Annotated in this window: 18 protein-coding genes; 5 read left to right on the forward strand and 13 right to left on the reverse strand. The window is 63.7% G+C overall.

The window, feature by feature from the left end; translation table 11 throughout:
• The first annotated feature begins 19 nt into the window (after positions 1-19).
• Entirely contained in the window at positions 20-667 is a 648-nt protein-coding gene (locus IHQ72_RS11690; RefSeq protein WP_258122565.1) for a cysteine hydrolase family protein, read from the forward strand.
• 64 nt (positions 668-731) lie between these two features.
• Here the strand turns inward: IHQ72_RS11690 and IHQ72_RS11695 are convergent, their stop codons facing one another.
• From IHQ72_RS11695 to IHQ72_RS11735, 9 genes are all read right to left on the reverse strand, one after another.
• Positions 732-2411, reverse strand: coding sequence for a formate--tetrahydrofolate ligase (locus IHQ72_RS11695; RefSeq protein ID WP_258122566.1), 1680 nt, complete (start codon positions 2409-2411; stop codon positions 732-734).
• 316 nt (positions 2412-2727) lie between these two features.
• On the reverse strand, positions 2728-3123 hold the full coding sequence (locus IHQ72_RS11700) for an ester cyclase (RefSeq protein ID WP_258122567.1): 396 nt from the start codon (positions 3121-3123) through the stop codon (positions 2728-2730).
• Between the two features lie 161 nt (positions 3124-3284).
• Positions 3285-4427 (reverse strand): DUF2333 family protein, encoded by a 1143-nt coding sequence (locus IHQ72_RS11705; protein ID WP_258122568.1) that lies wholly within the window; start codon positions 4425-4427, stop codon positions 3285-3287.
• Between the two features lie 34 nt (positions 4428-4461).
• Positions 4462-5760, reverse strand: coding sequence for a DUF6638 family protein (locus IHQ72_RS11710; protein ID WP_258122569.1), 1299 nt, complete (start codon positions 5758-5760; stop codon positions 4462-4464).
• A gap of 67 nt (positions 5761-5827) precedes the next feature.
• Entirely contained in the window at positions 5828-6238 is a 411-nt protein-coding gene (locus IHQ72_RS11715; protein ID WP_258122571.1) for an endonuclease domain-containing protein, read from the reverse strand.
• A gap of 63 nt (positions 6239-6301) precedes the next feature.
• Positions 6302-8212, reverse strand: coding sequence for an ATP-binding protein (locus IHQ72_RS11720; RefSeq protein ID WP_258122572.1), 1911 nt, complete (start codon positions 8210-8212; stop codon positions 6302-6304).
• 24 nt (positions 8213-8236) lie between these two features.
• Entirely contained in the window at positions 8237-9382 is a 1146-nt protein-coding gene (locus IHQ72_RS11725) for a hypothetical protein (protein WP_258122573.1), read from the reverse strand.
• A 35-nt stretch (positions 9383-9417) separates the two neighbouring features.
• Positions 9418-10506 (reverse strand): hypothetical protein, encoded by a 1089-nt coding sequence (locus tag IHQ72_RS11730; protein ID WP_258122574.1) that lies wholly within the window; start codon positions 10504-10506, stop codon positions 9418-9420.
• A gap of 296 nt (positions 10507-10802) precedes the next feature.
• Positions 10803-11414 carry a thymidine kinase gene (locus tag IHQ72_RS11735; RefSeq protein WP_258122575.1) on the reverse strand — a complete coding sequence of 204 codons (612 nt, stop codon included), beginning with the start codon at positions 11412-11414 and terminating at the stop codon, positions 10803-10805.
• A gap of 218 nt (positions 11415-11632) precedes the next feature.
• On the opposite strand from IHQ72_RS11735, the gene IHQ72_RS11740 reads away from it, so the two are divergent.
• The 4 genes from IHQ72_RS11740 (at position 11633) to clpS (ending at position 15310) form a co-directional block, all read left to right on the forward strand.
• Positions 11633-12580 carry a choline ABC transporter substrate-binding protein gene (locus IHQ72_RS11740; RefSeq protein ID WP_258123808.1) on the forward strand — a complete coding sequence of 316 codons (948 nt, stop codon included), beginning with the start codon at positions 11633-11635 and terminating at the stop codon, positions 12578-12580.
• Between the two features lie 156 nt (positions 12581-12736).
• Entirely contained in the window at positions 12737-13591 is an 855-nt protein-coding gene (gene choW, locus IHQ72_RS11745) for a choline ABC transporter permease subunit (RefSeq protein WP_258122576.1), read from the forward strand.
• On the forward strand, positions 13588-14769 hold the full coding sequence (choV, locus tag IHQ72_RS11750; protein ID WP_192364587.1) for a choline ABC transporter ATP-binding protein: 1182 nt from the start codon (positions 13588-13590) through the stop codon (positions 14767-14769). The genes choW and choV overlap by 4 nt, the downstream gene beginning before the upstream one ends.
• Before the next feature lie 235 nt (positions 14770-15004).
• Positions 15005-15310: an ATP-dependent Clp protease adapter ClpS gene (gene clpS / locus IHQ72_RS11755; protein ID WP_029349886.1), complete on the forward strand. Its 306-nt coding sequence runs from the start codon at positions 15005-15007 to the stop codon at positions 15308-15310.
• 173 nt (positions 15311-15483) lie between these two features.
• Here clpS and IHQ72_RS11760 read toward each other — a convergent pair whose 3' ends face one another.
• From IHQ72_RS11760 to IHQ72_RS11775, 4 genes are read right to left on the reverse strand one after another with little or no spacing between them, the layout of a single operon-like run.
• Entirely contained in the window at positions 15484-17571 is a 2088-nt protein-coding gene (locus tag IHQ72_RS11760) for a hypothetical protein (RefSeq protein WP_258122578.1), read from the reverse strand.
• 3 nt (positions 17572-17574) lie between these two features.
• Positions 17575-20400 (reverse strand): DUF4159 domain-containing protein, encoded by a 2826-nt coding sequence (locus IHQ72_RS11765; RefSeq protein WP_258122579.1) that lies wholly within the window; start codon positions 20398-20400, stop codon positions 17575-17577.
• Positions 20397-21311, reverse strand: coding sequence for a DUF58 domain-containing protein (locus tag IHQ72_RS11770; RefSeq protein WP_258122580.1), 915 nt, complete (start codon positions 21309-21311; stop codon positions 20397-20399). The genes IHQ72_RS11765 and IHQ72_RS11770 overlap by 4 nt, the downstream gene beginning before the upstream one ends.
• Positions 21311-22315 (reverse strand): AAA family ATPase, encoded by a 1005-nt coding sequence (locus IHQ72_RS11775; protein ID WP_258122581.1) that lies wholly within the window; start codon positions 22313-22315, stop codon positions 21311-21313. The genes IHQ72_RS11770 and IHQ72_RS11775 overlap by 1 nt, the downstream gene beginning before the upstream one ends.
• Between the last annotated feature and the right edge of the window lie 9 nt (positions 22316-22324).

A 22324-nucleotide genomic window follows, 5' to 3' on the forward strand; every position in this document is an offset into this window, starting at 1 on the left:
AAACGGGAAGGAAAACTCCATGTCTGAACCAGCCAAAGGCAAAGCGCCACGCCGCGCTCTCATCGTCGTCGACATCCAGAACGACTATGACGGCGGCAACCTTGCCATCCAGTATCCGCCGTTTCGCGACAGCGTCGTCAACGCAGCACGAGCGATGGACGCGGCCGCCGAGGCAGGCGTCAAGGTCGTGGTCATCAAGCAGTTGGCGCCGGAAACGTCACCGGTTTTCGCCAAGGGCAGCCATGGCGCAGAATTGCATCCCGAGATCGCCAGGCGAAGCCGTGACCACTACATCGAAAAGACCTTGCCGAGCGCCTTTACCGGCACCGACCTCGAGGACTGGTTGCGCGCCAATGCCATCGATACGATCACGGTCGTCGGCTATATGACGCATAATTGCGATCTCTCGACCGTCATCCACGCCGTTCATATGGGTTTTGCGGTGGAGTTCCTGTCCGATGCCACCGGCTCGTTGCCCTATGCCAACAGCGCCGGCTACGCCTCGGCCGAGGACATCCATCGCGTGGTGACTGTTGTCCTGCAGTCGCGCTTTGCGGCCGTTCTCAAGACCGCCGAATGGATTGATTGCCTGAGGACCGGCGTGCTGCCCGAGCGCGATACGCCCTACGCCTCCAACCAGCGCGCACTGGCACGGAACGCCGCTTAGAAATTTGTCGCGGGCAAGCAAAAAGGGCGCCGCAGCGATGCGGCGCCCTCCGTCATTTCCGGCCTCAGAACAGACCTTCGATCTGGCCCATCTCGTTCAGGAATATCTTTTCCGAAGACGGCGCCTTGGGCAGGCCAGGCATGGTCATGACCTCGCCGCAGATGACGACGATGAAGCCGGCGCCGGCAGACAGCCTGACCTCGCGCACCGGCACGGTGTGGCCGGTCGGCGCGCCGCGCAGGTTCGGGTCGGTCGAGAACGAATATTGCGTCTTGGCCATGCAGACCGGCAGGTGGCCGTAGCCGGCGTGCTCCCAGGCGTGGAGCTGGTCGCGCACCGACTTGTCGGCGATCGCTTCGGAACCGCGATAGATGCGCTGGACGATGGTGTTGATCTTCTCGAACAGCGGCATGGCGTCGGGATAGAGCGGCGCAAACTGCGACGCGCCGGATTCGGCAAGCGCCACCACCCTGCCGGCGAGCTCCTCGATGCCGGCCGATCCCTTGGCCCAGTGCTTGCACAGGATCGCCTCTTCGCCCATCGAGGCGACGTAGTCCTTCATCGCCTGGATTTCAGCATCGGTATCGGAATAGAAATGGTTGATGGCGACCACCGCCGGCACGCCGAACTGCCTGATATTCTCGACGTGACGGCCGAGATTGGCGCAGCCCTTCTTCACCGCCTCGACATTCTCCTTACCGAGGTCTTCCTTCTTGACGCCGCCATTCATCTTCATGGCGCGCACGGTGGCGACGATGACGGCTGCCGCCGGCTTCAGCCCGGCCTTGCGGCACTTGATGTCGAAGAATTTTTCGGCACCGAGATCGGCGCCAAAACCGGCTTCGGTGACGACATAGTCGGCAAGTTTTAGCGCCGTCGTGGTGGCGACGACCGAGTTGCAGCCATGCGCGATGTTGGCGAAGGGGCCGCCATGGACGAAGGCCGGGTTGTTCTCCAGCGTCTGCACCAGGTTGGGCTGCATGGCGTCCTTCAGCAGCACCGCCATGGCGCCGTCGGCCTTGAGGTCGCGGGCGTAGACGGCCGACTTGTCGCGGCGGTAGGCGACGATGATGTCGCCGAGGCGCTTTTCCAGGTCCTTCAGGTCGGTGGCAAGGCACAGGATCGCCATGACTTCCGAGGCGACGGTGATGTCGAAGCCACCCTCGCGCGGAAAGCCGTTGGCGACGCCGCCGAGCGAGCAGATGATCTCGCGCAGGGCCCGGTCGTTCATGTCCATGACGCGGCGCCAGACGACGCGGCGGATGTCGATGCCGAGGTCGTTGCCCCAGTAGATGTGGTTGTCGATCAGCGCCGAAAGCAGATTATGCGCCGTGGTGATGGCATGGAAATCGCCGGTGAAGTGGAGGTTCATGTCCTCCATCGGCACGACCTGCGCATAGCCGCCGCCGGCTGCACCGCCCTTGACGCCGAAATTCGGGCCTAGCGAGGCCTCGCGGATGCAGACGATGGCCTTCTTGCCAATGCGGTTGAGACCGTCGCCGAGGCCCACCGTCGTCGTCGTCTTACCTTCGCCGGCCGGCGTCGGGTTGATGGCGGTGACGAGGATCAGCTTGCCGTCCTTGTTTGCCTTCACCGACTTGATGAACTCGGCCGAGATCTTCGCCTTGTCGTGGCCGTAAGGCAAAAGATGCTCGCTCGGAATGCCGATCTTCTGGCCGATCGCCTGGATCTGCTTCTTGTCGGCGGCGCGCGCGATCTCGATGTCGGACTTCACTTCGGCCATGGCGGCTTTCCTCTGGATTGGACGGTGGAGGGGACGGGTTTGATCAGTGTGGTCGCAAGCCTGTTCGAAACAGCCCGGTACTGCAGGCGAGGGCACGTTCTACCCCTGTCGCTGCCATGGCGTCAACTTGCATGCAACTATGTTTCCTCTAGAGAAAGATGGCTCTGTTTCCCGGTCGACCTGTCCCGGGTCTTCGCGCCCGGTTGTCGCGCCGTATAGAAGCCAGAGCACGCGCCGCTCTGCCGTCTCAAAACAGCCGCGGAATGCACGGAATGCGACAGGGTTCGAGCGCTGGTCGGCGCTTCGAACGGTGGCGCTAGAATGCGCCGATCTGGTGCATCAGCCCCAAGCCGTCAAGTTGACCGAAATGCTCGACCACGATGCCGTTCTCAAGCCGATCAATGTGAATCACCCCAACCGACACGCAATTTCCGCTCGGTTCGACGCCATGGAAGATGCCGGTGTGCGTACCCTGAAAGCGGCCGCGCGTCACCACCTTGTCGGCATCGCTGACAAAGTCGTCGATGACGTGATGTCCGTCCGGGAATCCAACAAAGAACTCGGTCAGCGATTTGCGCCAGTCGTCGAAGCCAATCGGGTTGGCGCTGGCGAGATGAACGGCGAGATCTGGAGAGACCAGGCTGGACAGTTTGTCCCAGTCTTGCGTGTCGATCGTGGCATAGAAGTTTCGAGCAACTTCCCGGATATCCATCTCGTGTCCTCGCTGGCTGCCGCCCAGCGGTTGAACGACGACGAGGCAGTCAGGTTCCGCTCTCCGCGACATGCGGCCGAACTATTGCCTCGACACGTTGCCGATTTCGACCAGGGACAGCGGTGATTTCAAGCCAAGACCTCTTTCACCATTCGCTCCCTTCACCGATCCAGAACGGACCTGACCTCGACGAGGTTCGATCGCACCCTAAGCACATAAAAACCCATCGTGGTGAGGTGGGTGGGCATGATCCAGCCATCCTCGCGGCCGTTGGAGATGATCAAAGGCTGGATGGCGAGCGCCCCCTTGAGCTGGCCTTCCACGCTGTTCCACAGTGGTGTGAGGCCGCGATTGTCGAGGATCTGCTGGAAGTCGTGATGCGCCGCCGTCAGGATGCCGTAATAGCCGTAGAGCTGGCCGTAGGCGAACCAGAAGCGGTCGTCAGCGCGCGTGTCGAACCAGCCGCTGTTGAAGTTCTGCGAACGGTCGCGGATCATGTCCGACGTCGAGCCTATGTCACTCGCGATCCGGTCGACGAACTGCAGCAGATTGTCGGCGCGCGCGTTGAAGACAACCTCGCACTTCATGAGCCGGTCGTTGAAGGCGCGAAGGCTGCTCGCCGCCGTGCGATAGAAACTCGGCGTCGGGGTTTTCGGACCAAAGGGCCTGAAGCCGAAATACCAGGTTTCCTCGTCGAAGGTGATCGCGCCGCGCGCATCCTGCAGGTTCTGGTCGATCTGGCTGGTGCCGCGGACGCGGCCCAGCGTGTCGACAAGCTCGACCGCGGTGCGCCGGATGGCCTGATTGACGCCGCGCTGGAAGGAGGCCTTGTTGTCGAGAAACGGCGTGCGGTCCCAGTCCATGCCGAAGAACCCGAGCTTGTAGAGTATCATCGACGAGATCCAGGCGTTCTCGTTGACGTTGAAATCGATGAGGTCGGCTGCGACCTGGACAATGGCCGAGTTGGTGCAGGTCTTGACCTCTCCCTCGACGCCAGCGGTTTCCCCGGTGGCAGAAGGAGCGGGCTGCGCCGGGGCGGTTCCGGCCGGCTGCGTGAAATTATACGCCTCCGCATAAGCGGGATTGAAATTGCTCCAGACCTGCGTGTTCCAGATGAAGTAGCCGTAGAGGCCGATCAGCATGAGCAGAGCGAGGCCGAGCACCGCCTTCAGGATCCAGCCGCGCTGCGTGTACCAGCGCCCAGCCCACATGAACGGCCACAGGATCACGCCGATGGCGAAGCCGATACCGCGGCCGATCCACTGGAAAATCCGTGTGAAGAAATTCACGATCGGATCAAGCATGGCGATGTCACCCCCTCGTCAGACAGCCGGTCATTCAATCGGTAAGGCCGTAGAGGCGTGTGCGAAACGCCACTTTGTCTTTCAGATATGTGGTTTTCAGAACGTCCACAACATGCGATCGCCAGGCGTCGCTGAAGCCGTCATAGTCCCGGTAGAAGCCCGGTTTGTTGAAGACGTAGCGCGATACGAAGTCCTGCGGCACGAAATCCGAGATCAGCTGGTTGGTCAGCCAGGCGTCGGGATGGCCAGGCTTGGCCCGGATCGCCAGGAAACGCTGCTGCGGGAACACGTCCTCGATCTTGAGATAGCCGAGGTGAGCGATCTCGCGCTTTGCTGCGTTGAGAAACGGAAAATTGCCGTCCCTGGTGATCAGGTCGGCATGGCCGTGGATCCAGGTCTGCAGCCAGACCTTGTCGACATCCGTCAGATTGCGGTCGGGCTCGGCGTCGCGGATCAGCGCGCGCACCACCATCTCGGCGCGATGTTCGAGATAGCCTGATGTTTCGATCCATGACGCACGCGGCAGTTCGATGCGGCCGGTTGCGGCGAGGAATTTGAACACCCTGTCGGCATCATTGATCGAGAGGTAGCTTACCTGCCACGGTCGCGAGCGGCGGAAGCCGGGTGCTGCCGGGTCGCTGATCACCGTCGTCATATCAGGGTCGATGAACACATAGAGCCCGCCGAAATGGCTGGTCCAATAGGCGCTGTGGCGAAAGATCACCTGATCCGGCACCAGCGCGTTCTCGCGGATGTCGCCGCAGACCTTGGCAAGCTCCACCATGCGGGTGAGCATGGCGCTGTCGCGCCAGGCGTCCGGCTCCTGCTTCAGCTGGTCGACGAGCTTGCCGAGTTCGGCGGCCTTGCCGAGCACGTCCTCCGCCGACAGCACCTTGAACTCGACCTGGTTGATCGACAGCAGATCCTCGATATCGTCGACCTTGGGGACCGAATCCTCGATCTCGCCGTAGATGACATCCTTGATGGTCAGCGCGTCGATGGCGCGCTGGTTCGTCGACATGAACTCGAACATCAGTTGCGAGGTGTTGGAAAAGGCGGTGTGCACCACCGGCAGGTCGATCTGCGACGGGGTCAGGATGATGAAACGGCGGTTGATCTCGTTGGGATCGAGGTAGTTATAGTCGCCGCATTCCTCGGCCACCTGCGGCGAGAAGCCGGTGCGGTCGATCTCGAAGCTTTTCAGCTTCGTCGGCTTCAGGCCGAAGGCGACCAAAGCCTTGTTGTAGCGCTGGATGAGATGCGGCTCGTCGATGGTCAGCAGCCGGCCGTAGATCAGCTCGTTCTCGCGCAGCAGATCGGATGATTTGGCCATTATTCCTTCTCCCCGTTCACGGGGAGAAGGTGCCCGAAGGGCGGATGAGGGGCGGCGCAGACGCTCATCATTCTTTTCCTGCAGCTGTCGAAGGCAGAAATTTCGCGTCGACAGCGATCATCCTTTCATGCAGTCGACCGTCCAGGACCGCCACGATCGTATCCAGGACGCTTGTGCGACTTGCCAGGACATCGGCGTGCCACACTCTCAATACCGACCAGCCGTTCCGGTTCATCGTTTCGTCCCTGTACCGATCCTGAGATCGATTTGCATGCTGGCTTCCATCAACTTCCACAACCAGATTGGCTTCACGGCAGGCGAAGTCTGCAAAATACGGACCGATTGGCAGTTGACGAACAAATTTATGGCCATTCAATCTCCGTGCGCGCAGTTCGCTCCACAGTTTTTCCTCGGCGTCGTTTTTAACTTTCCGAAGTTGCCGGGCCTTCGCAACTTTCGGCTCGTTTCCACCACGCATTGCGCTGCCCCTCATCCGCCCTTCGGGCACCTTCTCCCCGTGAACGGGGAGAAGGAAAAGGGATCAAGCATTCCACAGGCCCTTCTTCTTCAATTCCTCGATCTCGCGTACCGCGCGGTCGCGCAGGCGGGTGTCGCGGATCATCTTGGTCACCGCCGCGTCGTCGGACTTGTCGGAATAGCGGAACTCCGAGTCGGCGTAGCGGTTGACCTCCTGCATGACCATGTCCATCGAGAACGGGCCGCGCAGTTCCTCGATCATTGCCTTCTTGTCGTCGTAGCTCTTGTGCATGAAGACTTCCGGCTTTTCGAACCATTCGTCCGGCAGCTCGATGTCCATGGCACGCATCTTGATCGCATCGGTGACGTTCTTGATGGCGCGGCCGGTGAAGCGCGGTTCGGCCTCCTTGATCATGTGCAGATAGGTGCCGATGTCGGCCATCGATTTCGGTGCGCCGTTCTCCTTCATGTAGCGCTCATAGACCTTCATCAGCCCGTCCTCCCTGGGCTTCTCATGCTCTTCATAGGCTTCCATCACTGCGCGCTGGATTTCCTGGGCGGCGTAGAGCTTGTGGTCGCCGAGCGGGATCTTGTGGTTTTTCCCCGCGAGCAGCACGAAGATGTCGATGTAGTCGTCGCGCGTTTGTGGCCCATCGACCAGCCAGCGGGCGCCAGCGCGCTGGCGCAGCGCATCATCGACATTTTCGGGATAGTTGGAGAACATGCCGAAGGAGCAGTTGCCGCGCACCACCGTGCCGGCGCCCCCGAACGCATCCATCAGGACGCCGGTGATTTCCTGCTGGCCGGCCGAGGCGCGATCGTCCGAGCGGCGTGCCGCCACCTGGTCGATGTCGTCGACGGTGCCGAAGCCGATGACGCGCGGGTTCAGCACATTGTTGATGAACTGGCGGCAGTTCTGGCCCGACTTGCCCTGATAGGAGGAGATCTGGTCGACGCCGAAATTCTCGTAGGCGAAGGGATAGCCGGCGACCTGGCAGTAACCGTTTACGAGACCGGCGATCATCTGGATGAGCGTCGTCTTGCCGGTACCGGGCGCGCCGTCGCCGATGAAAGTGAACAGGAAACCGCCGAGTTCGACGAACGGGTTCAGCTCGCGCTCGAAATCGTAAGCCATCAGCATCTTGGCGAGCTTGACCGACTGGTACTTGGCGATGTGGTTGCCGACAACCTCTTCCGGCTTCTTGAAGGTCATCACCAGCGGCTTCGACCGCTTGCCCGGTGCGACGTCGAAGCCGTCGAGGGTGAAGTCGTCGACGTCAATGCGGATATGCGCGTTCTCGAACGGACCGATGCCGTCGAAGCGGCCCTTTCGCGCCAAAAGCCCGTCGATGGCGACACGGGCGAAGGCGCGCGCCCGGGTCATCAGGTCGGCGTCGTCCTTCGCCCCTGATATCGCCCTGTCGAGGCCGGCCACGATCGACTTCACCGCATCCTGCGGCGTGTCGAACAGGAAGTCCGGCTCGGGCGTATCGTTCGGCGCCTCGCCGTCGCTGTCGATCAGCTGGAACAAATACGAGGCGAGGCTGAAGGCCGAAATATAGGCCGAAGCCGACAGCAGCTTCTTGAAGGTGGCGGCCTCGTCGCCTTCGAGCGGGGCGCGGGCGTTTTTCGCCTTCAGGCTCTCGAGATCTGAGCCTTCGGCGAAGACATCAGCGATGGCCAGCGCGATCGCCAGCCCGCGCCGGGTGCGAAACAGCAGCATGTGCTGTGCAATGCTCAGCAACTGGTCGTCGGGATGGACGGCGGCTACCGTCTTGGAAAGGTCGACTTCGCGGGTGCGGCGCACCGAGCCGACCGAGACGGTCGAGACGAAGCGGCGGTTGGTGCCGGCCAGTGCGGTACCGGATTCCCGCGACGGATCCTCCAGCACGACGATGCGGGTGATGAAGCTCTGCGCCGTGGCGCGATGCTTTTCGATTGCCGCTTCCGAAATCGTGGTCAGGCCGGTGTCCATGAAGGATGCTCCGCGGTTTGACGGTCAGACGTCACTGATGACCTGTCCTTTGGACAGGATGTGGACCTTGTAGCCCGAAAAGATCTTCTGCGCCTCGCCGGCGGCGTAGAGGGCCTGATAGGCCTCATGCGGGATCAGCGCGTGCTTCTCGTAACTCGACACGCCCTGGCGCGCTGCCTCCAGATCGTCGGTATCGATGAAGAATTCCTGCGTCGTCTTCTCGCTCGAAAACAGTCCTTTGCGGCCGGGTTTTTCGGCCTTGGAATAGACCTCCTGGATGGTCCAGGTCAGCAGCCAGGCGTTTTCCGGCTTGCGCACCTTGGCCAGCACTTCGCTCACCGTCGAATTGTTCTCGGTGATGCCTGCCGAATAGAAGGGACCGAGCACGACGCGGCGCAGCTGCTTGGGGTGGAGCGGCTCGAAATCCTTGTCGAGGTTGACGGCGATCGTCGCCGGCGACAGCGTATAGGCGGAATTCTTCTCGGTGAAGTCGTCGAAGCGATGGGCAAGCTCGGGATTGAGGAGCCCTTCAACGGGAAGCGGAATGTCGACCTTGTCGTTGAGCTTGCCATTGCGGTCGACAAGCTGCCGGATCATCTCTTCGGAGGAATCCTCGACCGTCACCATGTAGACCAGCGGCAGGTTGGCGCTGCCGTCGAAGGCGGCCCAATGGACGAGATAGTAGGGCCGCCCGGTCTTCGGATTGACCGAGACTTTTGCCGTCTGCGCCAAGGTGAACGGCCCGAAGGTCGTCTCGCTCCTGACGCCCTCCAGATAGAGCCGCTCGGCCATCGACTTCTGCAGCGCCTCGGGGAATTCCTTGTGGCGCAGGATGAAGTCGGCCATTTCCTCGCGCAACTCGTCGGCCAGCGGTATGTTGGCGAGACGCGTATCGGCCTGGCGGCGGTCGTTTTCCAGTTCGAGCACGTTCTGGAAGACTGGAAAGCCGCTTTCGGCGCGCGAAATGCGGAACGTCTCCATGAATCCCAGCCGATTGCGCCAGCAGGAAAAGGAATTGTCGAGCCGCGCAATGTATTCGGCGACGATCTTGGCGACGATGCCGTGCCGGTAGAGCGGCGAGCGATCGTCGCGCATGAACACTTCGAGGCCGCTGAGTGCCGCCGTGATCGCCGAGAAATAACGCGTTGCCGCTTCGTTTTCGGGGGTCATGCAGCCAGCCCTTGGGAGCGATGCGAGTGCAGCAATTACGACTGCACGTAGTTTGCCGCATTGTGCTTCTTCAGCACGTCGTCGAAGCGGCGGGCAAAGGCATCGTCGGCCAGCTTCTTGCGGCGCTGGATGTCGGCGGTCGCCACCATGTTCTTCTCGTGCATTTCGAGGAGATCGCCGATGTGCTTCTGCGAGGCCGCGCCGATGCCGGCCATGGTCTCCTCGGCGGTGTTGTCGACCTGGCTGCCCAGCGTGTTGATCTTGTGGGCGACGTCCTGCTGGGCGGCGGTCTTCAGCGAGTCTTCCAGCGCCTTGTAGAGGACGATGCGCTGCTCGGTATCGATGGTTAGCTTGTTGATCAGCGTCGACTGCGCCGCGATCTGGTTGTTGAGCGAATCGACGAAGGTCTGGAACATCGAGGTGTAGCGCTCCAGCGTCTGGCTTTCGGCCAGCAGTTCCTGCTCCTTGGCCTGCTTCTCGTTGTACTCCGTGGCGAGTTTCGAACGTTCGCCTTCGAGCTCGGTGCGCTCCTTCTGGCTGGTCGAAGCGGCGATCTTGTTCTCGATGTCGAGCAGCATCGGATTGAGCTCCTCGATGCGCTTCTGCACGGTCTCCAGATTGGACATGGTCGACTTGCGGCGCTCGATCACCTGCGACAGGCTGGCCTCGGAGGTCTTGTAACGCTGGTCGAGGATCTGCTTCTGCGCCTTGAGGATGCCGACGATGGTGTCGGATTTCGCCAGAAGCTCCTGCAGATTGCCGGCCAGCGACATGTTACGGACGCGGTCGGTGCGCATGCGTTGCTTGCTCTGGTCGGAAAATATGCCGACGAAGCTTTCCCAGCCGGTGTAGTTCTTCATGCTCTCGAATTCGGCGCCGAAGACGTTGGTGGCGTCCTCCAGCCCGATGATCAGGTCGGCGATGTTGCCTTCCATCACCTTCTGCTGCTTCAGCACATCCTCGATGCGGGCGTTCTCGAGGTCGAAATTGGCGTCGCCGATCTTCTTGTCGGTCTTGGCGAGCGTGTCGAGCACCGTGCCGGACTGCTCGATTTTGGTGCGCATGTCCTGCACGACCTGCTTGGTCTTGGCAATTTCGGCATCGAAATTCTGCAATGTCGCCATAGGGGCCTCCCGCTTCGGCATCTGTTCGTGTCGCGAACCGCCGCGAATATATGTATGGCAAGGGGGGAAGGAAAGGCGGAAGATTAGGAGTTTGCGAAGGATAGCGCCGAAACCCGACAAAAAAACCCGCCTCGGCGGCGGGTCGTCGGCGCAATCAGCACCATGGCCAAACTACTAGCATAACTGCCGTCACAAAGCAACGAATAGCTCACCGATCGCGGTTCTTCTTGCCGCGGTTCTTTCCGCTGCTCCTCGCACCGTTCGATCCATGCGCACGCAACGCGGAATAGCGCTGGTCAGGCTTTGGTGAAGCCGATGAAATCGTCGGGCGCGGCGCGGCCCATTTCTTCTTCCCAATGGCTGCGGCAGAGCGAGACATAGACATCCTTGCCGATCGCCACCTGTTCGCCCTGTCTCGCCACCTTGCCGTCCGCGCCGAGGCGCACAACCATCGTCGCCTTGCGGCCACAGCGGCAGATGGTGCGCACCTCACGCAGATCGTCTGCTATCGCCAGAAGCGCGCGCGAGCCGGAAAACAGCTTGCCCTGGAAATCCGTGCGCAGGCCGTAGCACATCACCGGGATGTTCAGCCGGTCGGCAATGCGGGCGAGCTGCCACGCCTGCTCCTCCTCGAGGAACTGCGCTTCGTCGACGAAGACGCAATGCACGGTCGTGTGGTCGTGATGCTCGGCGACCCGGGCGAACAGATCGTCGCCGTCGCGGAACATCTCGGCCTCCGTCTCCAGGCCGATGCGCGACGAGATCAGTCCGGTATCGCCCTTGCGGTAGTGGCCGGCGACGAACAGCATCGTCGTCATGCCACGCTCGCGGTAATTGTACGAGGCCTGCAGCAGCATCGTCGTCTTGCCGGCATTCATCGTCGCGTAGTGGAAGTACAGCTTGGCCATGCCGCCCTTTTAAGCCGAGTTGTCCCGGCGCGGGGAGGGGGCGTCCTCACATTCCACCAGAAAAGCGGCGAACGTGTCGCTGATCGGCCAGCCCGCGCCGTTGGTCGCGATTGTCTTATCGCTTGAAACCGCACCAGAATGGTGTTTGGCTGACGAAACAGGGCGGAGACAAAACCGCAACTTCGCTTCGCCGATAGATCACAATGGGAGAATACATGATGTCGCGTATGAAACTATTCGCCGCCGGCTTCGGTCTGGCGGCATTTCTTTCCGCGGGCGGCGCACTCGCGGCCGAGCCGGAAAGCTGCAAGCCGGTGCGTTTTGCCGATGTCGGCTGGACCGACATCACCGCCACCACCGCTACCGCCAGCGTCATCCTCGAAGCGCTCGGCTACGAGCCCGACGTGCAGGTCCTGTCGGTTCCGGTCACCTACACCTCGCTGAAGAACAAGGACGTCGACGTCTTCCTCGGCAATTGGATGCCGACCATGGAAGCCGACATAAAGCCCTATCTCGAAGACAAGTCGGTCGAGACGGTTGTGACCAACCTCGAAGGCGCGAAGTATACGCTCGCCGTGCCGCAGCACAGCTATGACGCCGGTCTCAAGGATTTCGCTGATATCGCCAAGTTCAAGGACAAGCTCGACAACAAGATTTACGGCATCGAAGCCGGCAATGACGGCAACCGCCTGATCCTCGACATGATCGCCGCCGACAAGTTCGGTCTGAAGGATTTCGAGCTCGTAGAAAGCTCGGAGGCCGGCATGCTGTCGGCGGTGCAGAAGGCGGCCGCATCGGGCGAAGACGTGGTCTTCCTCGGCTGGGAGCCGCATCCGATGAACGCCAACATCAAGATGGCCTATTTGTCGGGCGGCGACGAGGTGTTCGGCCCGAATTTCGGCGGCGCGACCGTCGCCACCAATGTCCGGGCCGGCTACACCACCGAATGCCCGAACGTCGGCGCGCTGCTCAAGAACATGGTGTTCTCGCTCAAGATGGAAAACGAGATCATGGGTGCGATTCTCAATGACGGCGCCGACCCGAAGGCCGCCGCTACCGAATGGCTCAAGGCCAATCCGGACGCGATGACGCCATGGCTCGCCGGTGTGACGACGTTCGACGGCGGCGACGCCGCGGCCGCCGTGAAAACCGCGCTGGGTTCGTAGCAGACTTACACCTCCCCCTTTGCGGGGAGGGTCGGCGCGGCACGCGCCGCGGTGGGGGTGGTGCAGAACGGAGCATAACCGTGACCACCCCACTCCGCTGCGCGGTTCGAGCCACCCGTCAGCGGGAGGGTGAAGAAGAATGAGGGGACTTTTGCCATGGATCCGGTTTCGCAACTGATTTCGAGCTTCAAGATCCCGATCGGGCGGTGGGGCAAGACCTTCTTCGACTTTCTGACCACCAATTTCGAGTGGTTTTTCGACAGTATCGCCGACGGGCTCACCGTCGTTCTCGACGGGCTGGTCGACCTTTTGCTGCTCGTCCCGCCGGTTCTCCTGGTTGCCGGCATAGCCGGGCTTGCCTGGTACCTGCAGAAATCTTGGAAGCTGGCGCTTGCCGTCGCGCTCGGCCTCCTGTTCATTGTCAACCAGGATCTCTGGCAGGAAACCGTCGAGACGCTGGTGCTGGTCGTGGGCGCTGCTGCGGCCTCCATGGCCATCGGCGTGCCGATCGGCATCTGGGCGGCGCATAACGAGCGTGGCTACCGCTATCTCCAGCCAATCCTCGACCTGATGCAGACCATGCCGACCTTCGTCTACCTGATCCCGGTGCTCATTCTCTTCGGCCTCGGCATCGCTCCCGGCCTCATCGTCACCGTTATCTTCGCCGCTCCCGCGCCGATCCGCCTGACGCATCTCGGCATCACCTCGGTGCCGAAACCAATGATCGAGGCCGGCGAGGCCTTCGGCGCGACAAAACGCCAGCTCCTGTGGAAAGTAGAGCTGCCGGCGGCGCTGCCGACCATTATGGCGGGGCTGACGCAGTGCATCATGCTCTGCCTCTCCATGGTCGTGATCGCTGCGCTCATCGGCGCCAACGGCCTCGGCAAGCCGGTGGTGCGCGCGCTGAACTCGGTCAACATCCCGCTCGGGCTCGAAGCCGGCCTCGCCATCGTCGTGCTCGCCATCATCCTCGACCGCATCAGCCGCATCGGCACGGGAGCCGCCAAATGAGCGCTGCGGTCGATTTCAAGAATGTCGATATCGTCTTCGGCGCGGCGCGCAAGGAAGCGCTGGCGCTCGTAGACAGGGGCGCGACGCGTCAGGAAATCCTGGAAAAGACCGGCGCCGTGCTCGGCTGCGCCGGCGCCAATTTGACCGTCAACGAGGGCGAGATTTCCGTCCTGATGGGCCTCTCCGGCTCCGGCAAATCGACGCTGCTCCGCGCCGTCAACTTGCTCAACGTGCCGGCGCGCGGCAACGTCATGGTCAAGGACGGCGACCGCATGATCGATGTCGCGGCCTGCGACGCCGCCACGCTGCGCCACATCCGACAGACGCGGGTCGCCATGGTGTTCCAGCAGTTCGGCCTTCTGCCCTGGCGCACCGTCGCGGAAAATGTCGGCTTCGGCCTAGAGCTTTCCGGCGTGCCCGAAGCCGAGCGCAAGGCGCGCGTCGAGCGCCAGTTGAAGCTCGTCGGCCTCGACCAGTGGGCGTCGAAATACGCCCACGAGCTTTCCGGCGGCATGCAGCAGCGCGTCGGGCTGGCGCGTGCGTTTGCCACCGAAGCGCCGATCCTGCTGATGGACGAGCCGTTCTCGGCGCTCGACCCGCTGATCCGGACCAAGCTGCAGGACGAATTGCTGCAGCTTCAGGCTGAGCTGAAGAAGACCATCATCTTCGTCAGCCACGATCTCGAGGAGGCGCTGAAGATCGGCAGCCACATCACCATCATGGAAGGCGGGCGCATCGTGCAGACCGGCGCGCCGGAAGACATCGTGCTGCGCCCCGCCAACGACTATGTCCGCGACTTCATCGCCAATGTGAATCCGCTCTCGGTGCTGACCGCCTGGAACGTGATGCGCGACCGCCGCGACCTCGACCACGGCGAGGACGGCTGGGTGTGGCTCGACCGCCGCAAGACGACGCGTTTCAAGATCGACGAGCACGGGCTGGTGGCGGCGGCCGAGCGCGACGGCAAGCCGGCGTTCTGGGTGTCGTGCGCCGATGTCGAGGCGCAGCCGGAGGAGACGACGCAGGTATTCTGGGCCAATCCCGGCACCTCGCTGAAGACGGTGATGCTGGCCATGCACCGCTCGCAGACCGCACCGGTGGCGCTGTTCGACGACCAGTCGCGCTTCGTCGGCGCCATCGGCGTCAGGGACGTGCTGAGTGCGGTGTTGCGGCGATAGCTGTTTTCTAAACGAAACGGCCCGTATCGTTCCTTCGCGCGCGCGTCTCTGTACTGCCGCACATCTCCCCCGCGGGGGAGATTGGCTGCCGTCACGGATTTCGTCAATCGCATGGGCACGGACTTGTGAACGACCGCGCCCGCCGGGAAGGCGGTTTGTGCGCGGCTCAAATGGACGATCGCTTTTGCCTATGTCAGAATAAAAGCGAAATTCTTGCGCGCAGTTGCCGGTTCCGATGCCTGAGATCGTCACCAAACCCCGCACCAAGACGAAGCCGCAAATCGAACGGCCGAAGCTCTACAAGGTCATCCTGCTGAATGACGATTTCACGCCGCGCGAGTTCGTGGTGACGGTGCTCAAGGGCGAATTCAAGCTGAGCGAAGACCAGGCGCGGCGGGTGATGATCACCGCGCACCAGCGCGGCGTCTGCGTCGTCGCCGTCTTCACCAGGGACGTCGCCGAGACTAAGGCGACGCGGGCGACCGATGCCGGCAAGGCCAAGGGCTATCCGCTGATGTTTACGACGGAGCCTGAGGAGTAGTGCGGTTCGCGTTCTCCCTTCTCCCCCTGTGGGAGAAGGTGGCCGAGCGCAGCTCGGTCGGATAGGGGTGTTCCAGCTTGGCGTCGACGGCACTCCGTCCAGCACCCCTCTTCCGTCTTGGCGCTACGCGCCAATCCACCTCCTCCCACAAGGGGAGAAGGAAAGACGGCGCGCTACCGCCCCTCGCGGTACCACATCGAGCCCAATGCCAGAAGCAGCAGGCCGAGGCCGAGGAACCCGCCGAACAGCGGCACGCGCGAGACGGCCTTCAGCACGCTGTCGTCGGTGGTGCGCAGGCCGATCCAGTCGTTGCCGGCCGCCGCGCCCGAGGAGCGGACCGGAACGACCGACGGCAGCGTCACGCCGCCGGTGAGATTGCCAAGGGTCGACGATTGCGCCAGCCGGCGCACGCCGCCGCCGGTGGCCTCGGCCGGCGCTTTCAGCCGGTTCTCGGTGGAGACGACGTCGGTGAATTCCGGCGCATTGACCGGGCCGACATGGGCAAGCGCCTTCAGGTCGCCATTGCCGACCTGGTAGAGGCCGATCTCGCTGGTTTCGATGCTGCCCAGGAAGACGCCGGGTTCGGCTCTCTCTAGCTTGACGGTCATCGCCTTGCCGGACGGGGTGATGATCTGCGCCGGGCCGGGATCGTCGCTCATCGTCTGGCGGCGGATTTCCAGCATCATGCCGCGGCCGTCGGCGGTCAGCCGCTCCTCCTCGAGTTCGGGCTCCTTCATCAGCCAGTGGGCGATGCGGCGATAGAGCTGGACATGCGGGCCGCCACCCTCGAAGCCGCGCGCCCACAACCAGCCCTGGTCGGACAAGAACATGCCGACGCGGCCTTCGCCTTTGCGGTCGAGCAGGAGCAGCGGTCGGTTGTCCGCCCCCTTCATCACCGCCTCGCCCTCAGGGTTCTCGACGCCGATGGTGCGGAACCAGCGGCTCCAGTGCGGCGGCTCGGTGGCGGAGCCGTCGAGCCCGCGCGTCACCGGATGGCGCTGGCCGAGCTCGGTGAGGCGCGGATAGAAGGCCTTGTCGACGACTTCGCCGGTCGGCATCGCCGGCAGCGCCGACATCAAAGGCGTGCGGGCGATAGAGCTTTCGCCGGCATATTCGGGCCCTGCCGCGATCAGCAGCGCGCCGCCCTTTTCGACATATTCGGCGATGTAGTCGTAGTAGAGGATCGGCAGCACGTCGCGGTGCTGATAGCGGTCGAAGATGATCAGGTCGAAATCCTTGATCTTCTCGACGAACAGCTCGCGCGTCGGGAAGGCGATCAGCGACAATTCGTTGATCGGCGTGCCGTCCTGCTTTTCCGGCGGCCGCAGAATGGTGAAGTGGACCAGATCGACCGAGGCGTCGGATTTCAGAAGGTTGCGCCAGGTGCGTTCGCCGGCATGCGGCTCACCCGAAACCAGCAGCACGCGCAAATTCTCGCGGATGCCGTCGATCAGCGCGATGGCGCGGTTGTTGGTGTCGGTGAGTTCGTCGGGCTCTGGGTCGATGGCGAGTTCGACGATGTTGCGGCCGGCGCCGGGAATGGTCACTTGCAGCGGCATGGCTTGGCCGATGGTGGCCTGCTCGACCGAAACCTGCTCGCCATTGACCGAGACGCGCACATCGACCGAGCCGGCCTCATTGTTGGTGCCGATGACGCGATAGGTCATTTCGAGAGGCTTGCCGACTAGACCGAAGCGCGGCGCATTCTCGAAGCGGATGCGGCGATCCTTTTCCTGGTCGTTGCCGGTGATCAGCGCGTGCAGCGGGGCGTTGAAGTCGGGCGTGCCGCCTGGGGCGTCATGCACCTCGCCATCGGTGATCATGATGGCGCCGCCGATGCGCGAAGGCGGCACGTCGCGGAACGCGCTCTCAAGCGCACCGAAAAGCCGCGTTTCGGTGCGCTCCTCAGCGGCTTCCGACTTGCCGGCCTCGACGACGCGGACGTCGAACTGCTTGAAGCGGCCGAGGCGCTGCTGAAGCCCGGCCAGCGCCTCGTCGGTCTGCTTGGTGCGCTCGCCAATGTCCTGGCTCTGGCTGCGGTCGACGACGACGGCGACGACGCTTTTCAGCGCCTCGCGCTCTTCGTCGAGCAACACCGGGTTGAGCAGGGCCGCACCCAGCGCCAGCAGGGCGGCAAAACGGAAGACCGCGCCGCGCTGGCGAAACCAAAAACCGACCAATGCCAGCAGCAACAGCGGCGCCAGCACGAGGCCAAGCAGCGGCCAGGAGATGAGCGGTTCGAAGGCGAGCGACAAGTTCATGGCTTACTGCCCCAGCCGCTCGAGCAGCACCGGCACATGCACCTGATCGGATTTGTAGTTGCCGGTCAACATGTACATCATGATGTTGACGCCGGCGCGCAGCGCATAAATGCGCTGCATCGGGTCCGACGGCACGGTCGGCAAAAGCGGGTCGCCATTCTCGTCGACCGCCCAGGCGCCGGCGAAATCATTGGCGGTGATCATGATCGGCGAGACGCCGTCGCCGGTTCGCACCGGGCGGTTCTCGGTGTTGCTGGCTTCGAGCGACGCCGCGACCCAGAGCGGGCCGCCGGCGAAACGTCCGGGAAACTCAGGCAGGATGTAGAAGGATTTGGTCAGCACGTGGTCCGACGGCACTGGTTCCAGCGCCGGCACGTTGAGATTGCCGAGAATGTCGCGCAGCCGCTCCGTCGCCGGGCTGGCCGAATCCGCGCCGATGCCGGTGGCGAACTGGTCGCGCGTGTCGAACAGCACCGTGCCGCCCTGCTGCATATAAGCATCGACGCGGGCGATCGCGGCCTGGCTCGGCATCGGTGCAGCAGGGTCGATCGGCCAATAGATCAGGGGATAGAATGACAGCTGGTCCTTCGAGATATCGACGCTGGCCGGCGCCCCCGGCTCGAGCGCGGTTTTTTCGATCAGGAAGCGGGTCAGGCCCTCCAGCCCGGCTTGGCTGATCGAATCGACGCTCCGTTCGCCGGTCTGCACATAGGCGATCCGGGTCTTGGAAATGTCCTCGATCGCCCGCTCATCGCCGGGTTTGGCATCGTCGGCGCGGGCGAAGTCGGTGTGGCCGACCAGGGCGCCGAGCGCAATCAGCAGGGCGGCGGTGGTCGCAGCAGCCGTGCCGGCGCGGCGCGGCCGGCGCGACAACAAGCCGCCCATCCAGAACACGGCCAGTGTGTCGAGCACCATCAGCAAGAGAGATGCCGCCACCAGCGGCCCCTTCAAATTGTGCGATTCGTCGAAGGCGTACTGGATGGTGGTGACCGGCACGGTGATCTGAGGACGGACCAGCGGTGCGAAGCTGCTTTCGGCATTGAGCAGATTGTGGGCGAGGACGCCGGTTTCGGAGCCGTACAGGCCAGGCGGGTTCTCGAACGTCACCGGCAGCGGGCCGGTGCCCGGCACCAGCGGCCGTGCATCCGGCGTCGGCGGCACCAGCGTGCCGTCGGCTGATATCATGCGGTAGGGCGCCAGCGAGGTGGCGGCGGCCTCGGCATTGGCAACCGCGGCGCCCTGGTTGCGCGACAGTTGCACGATGCGGCGCAGCATCTCGACGAAGCTGCCGGAGATCGGCAGGTTCGACCAGGTCGCCTCCGGCGTGACATGGAACAGGACGAGCGTGCCCTTGCCCTTCTTCATCCCGGTCACCAGCGGCGTGCCGTCGGCAAGCGTGGCCCAGGTGCGCTCGACGATATCGGGCGTCGGCTCGGCCAGCACCTGCCTGGTGACGGTGACCTCGGCGGGCGGAGCGAGATCGGCGAAGGGACCGGTCTTCGTGAAATCGGTGACCGGCTGCGGCGTCGTCCACGACAGCGCGCCGCCGAGCGAACGCTCGCCGGTGCGCAGCCTGACCGGCAGCAGGTCGTCGTCATTGCCGGCGGCGACCAGCCGCGAGCCGGCGAACCGCACCAGCGTACCGCCATTGTCGACCCAGTCGACCAGCCTTTGCCGCACCTGCTCCGGAATGGTGCCGACATCGGCCATGACGACCATCGCCGGCTTTTGGTCGAGGAGCTGCGGGATGGCATCGGCAAGGTCGGCGCTCGACGGCTCAGTCAGATCGGCGAAGGGCTGCAGCGCACGGCGGATATAGTACAGCGGCGACAGAAGCGGCTGCGCCTGGTCGGCCTCGGCCTGCGACAGCAGCCCGACGCGGCGGCGCTTGGAATTCTCGTCGAGCACGCGGACGGCGCCGGCCTGCCGCTGGCCGTCGAGCGCGATCGAGGCGAAGTCGTTGCGCAGTTCGAACGGCACCGCCATCGTGCCGGTGGCGGTGGATTCGCCCGGTGAGAAGGTCAGCGTGGCGTCGGCGATGCGGCGGCCCTTGTCGTCGAAGGCGCCGGCGGTCACCTGAGCCGGCGCCGGATCGCCCGGCGCGCGGATGGCGGTCAGCTCGAAGCCGTCCACCTGGTTGTCGGCGCCGGTCAGGCCGATCAAGCCAGGCCGGTCGGAGGCGGCCCAGACGACACGGGCGGCGTTCTTCGACAAAAGCGTGTTGAAGGCGGCCTCGTCGCCTTCCGCCGCCAGACCGTCGGCGAGCACGGCGACGCTGGCGCCCGGCAAGGTCTCCAGGGTTGCCGCGACGCGGGCGTAGACGGCAGGGCGGTCGGTCGGGATCGGCCGCGGCTTTGCCGCGCGCAGCCGGTCGAGCGCGGTGGCGGCATCAAAGGGGCCGATCTCGGCATTCGGCTTCTCGGCGGTGAAGGCGATGATGACAGGAACATCGTTGGAGCTGGCATCGGCGATCAGCCGTTCGGCAGTGGCGACGCGCTGGCCCCAGTCGGCGGCACTTGCCCAGTCATTATCGATGACCAGCGCAAGGGCAGACCCCTCGGCCGGCAGTCTTTCACGCGGGTTGAAGACAGGTTCGGCAAGCGCCGCAACGATAAGGGCCGCCATCAGCAGCCTGAGCAGCGTCAGCCACCACGGGCTCTGTTGCGGCGTCTCCTCGCGCTTCAGCACCCGGGCCAGGATCTTCAGCGGCGGAAAGACCTCGGTCTGCGGTTTGGGCGGGGTGAACCGCAAAAGCCACCAGATCACCGGCAGTGCCAGAAGGCCCCACAGCACCATCGGCGCCCCGAAAGAGAGCGGCAGCCAGCTCATGCGCGGATCCTCCCGGCTGAGCTGCCATCGACGGTCATCGCCATGTGGACACGCACCAGTGCATCGGACGCGAGGCGGTCAGTGTGGTTGACGGTGAAGCTCCAGCCGAGCCGCTTGCACCAGTCGGTCAGTTCCTGGCGGCGGGCGATGTAGAGCAGTCGGTATTCATCGCCCAGCGTTTCGGCGCGGCCGGCGGTCAGCTTGTCGCCGGTCTCGGGATCGGTGAATTCGGTGCGGCCGGCATAGGGGAATCTCTCCTCGGCCGGGTCGGCGACCTCGATCAGGTGGGCTCGCACGCCGTGGCGGGCGAGCACGTCGAGCCAGGCAATGGTGTCCTCGACCGGATCGAGGAAGTCGCTGACGATGACGATGTCGCAGAAGCGGCGGATGGCGGACAGGTCGGGCTTTGCCGGCAATTCGCCGGCATGGGTGAGTTGTGCCGCGATGCGCTCGGCGCCGTTGCGGGCGGTGAACGGATCGGTCAGTCCGGGCCAGGCGATGCGTTCGCCGCTGCGCGACAGAAGCTCGGCCATGGCCAGCGCCAGCACCAGCGCGCGGGATTCCTTCGAGACGGTGGCTCCGGTCGATTTGTAGAGCATGGAAGGCGAGGGGTCGGCCCACAGCCACACCGTATGAGCGGCCTCCCATTCGCGGTCGCGCACATAGATGTGGTCGTCGCGGGCCGAGCGCCGCCAGTCGATACGCGAGGAATCGCCTTCGACATAGGGCCGGAACTGCCAGAAATTCTCGCCGATGCCGCGCTTGCGGCGGCCGTGCCAGCCGGCGATCACCGTGTTGACGATGCGGCGCGCCTCGACCAGCAGGTCCGGCACCAGCGACGCCCGCAACCGGCCGCGGGCGAGCGCGTCACGCGTCGCCGCCGGTGCCTGGGCCTCGCCTATACGCGCCATCAGATGCCTTTTGCCAGTTTCGCCACCACGTCGCGCACGGTCGTGCCCTCGGCACGGGCGGCAAAGGTCAGCGCCATGCGGTGCTGCAGCACCGGCTCGGCCAGAGCTCTGATATCGTCGATCGACGGCGCCAGCCGTCCGTCATAGAGGGCGCGGGCGCGGGCGCACAGTGTCAGCGCCTGGCTGGCGCGCGGGCCCGGGCCCCAGGCGACGTGCTTGTCGGTCTCGGCATTGCCCTGGCCGGGGCGCGCCGAGCGCACCAGCTGGAGGATCGCCTCGACGACGCTTTCCGGCACCGGCATGCGGCGGATGAGGGTCTGGATCTCCTTCAGCCGCACCGGCTGCAGCACGTTCTGCGCCTTGGCGTCCTCGATGCCGGTGGTTTCCAGAAGGATGCGACGCTCGGCCTCGATTTCCGGATAGTGGATGTCGACCTGCATCAGGAAGCGGTCGAGCTGCGCCTCGGGCAGTGGATAGGTGCCTTCCTGCTCCAGCGGGTTCTGCGTCGCCAGCACGTGGAAGGGCGCCGGCAGGTCGTGGCGAACACCGGCAATGGTGACGTGGTATTCCTGCATCGATTGCAGCAGCGCCGACTGGGTGCGCGGCGAGGCGCGGTTGATCTCGTCGGCCATCAGCAGTTGCGCGAAGATCGGCCCGGAGATGAAGCGGAAGGAACGCTTGCCGAATTCGTCCTGCTCCATCACCTCGGAGCCGAGAATGTCGGACGGCATCAGGTCGGGCGTGAACTGGATGCGGCGGGAATCGAGGCCGAGCACGATGCCCAACGTCTCGACCAGCTTGGTCTTGGCGAGGCCGGGCACGCCGACCAGCAGCGCATGGCCGCCGGCCAGCAGCGCCACCAGCGTGCGTTCGACGACGCTTTCCTGGCCGAAGATGACGCGGCCGACGCCCTCGCGAACCCTGGAAATGTCGGCCAGCGCCGTCTCGGCCTGTCCGATCATATCCTTTTCGCTGATCGGGCTTTCCTTGATCATCACACTCATGCAGCATCG

Origin of the sequence: Mesorhizobium onobrychidis (assembly GCF_024707545.1) — a bacterium.
Lineage (GTDB): Bacteria > Pseudomonadota > Alphaproteobacteria > Rhizobiales > Rhizobiaceae > Mesorhizobium > Mesorhizobium onobrychidis.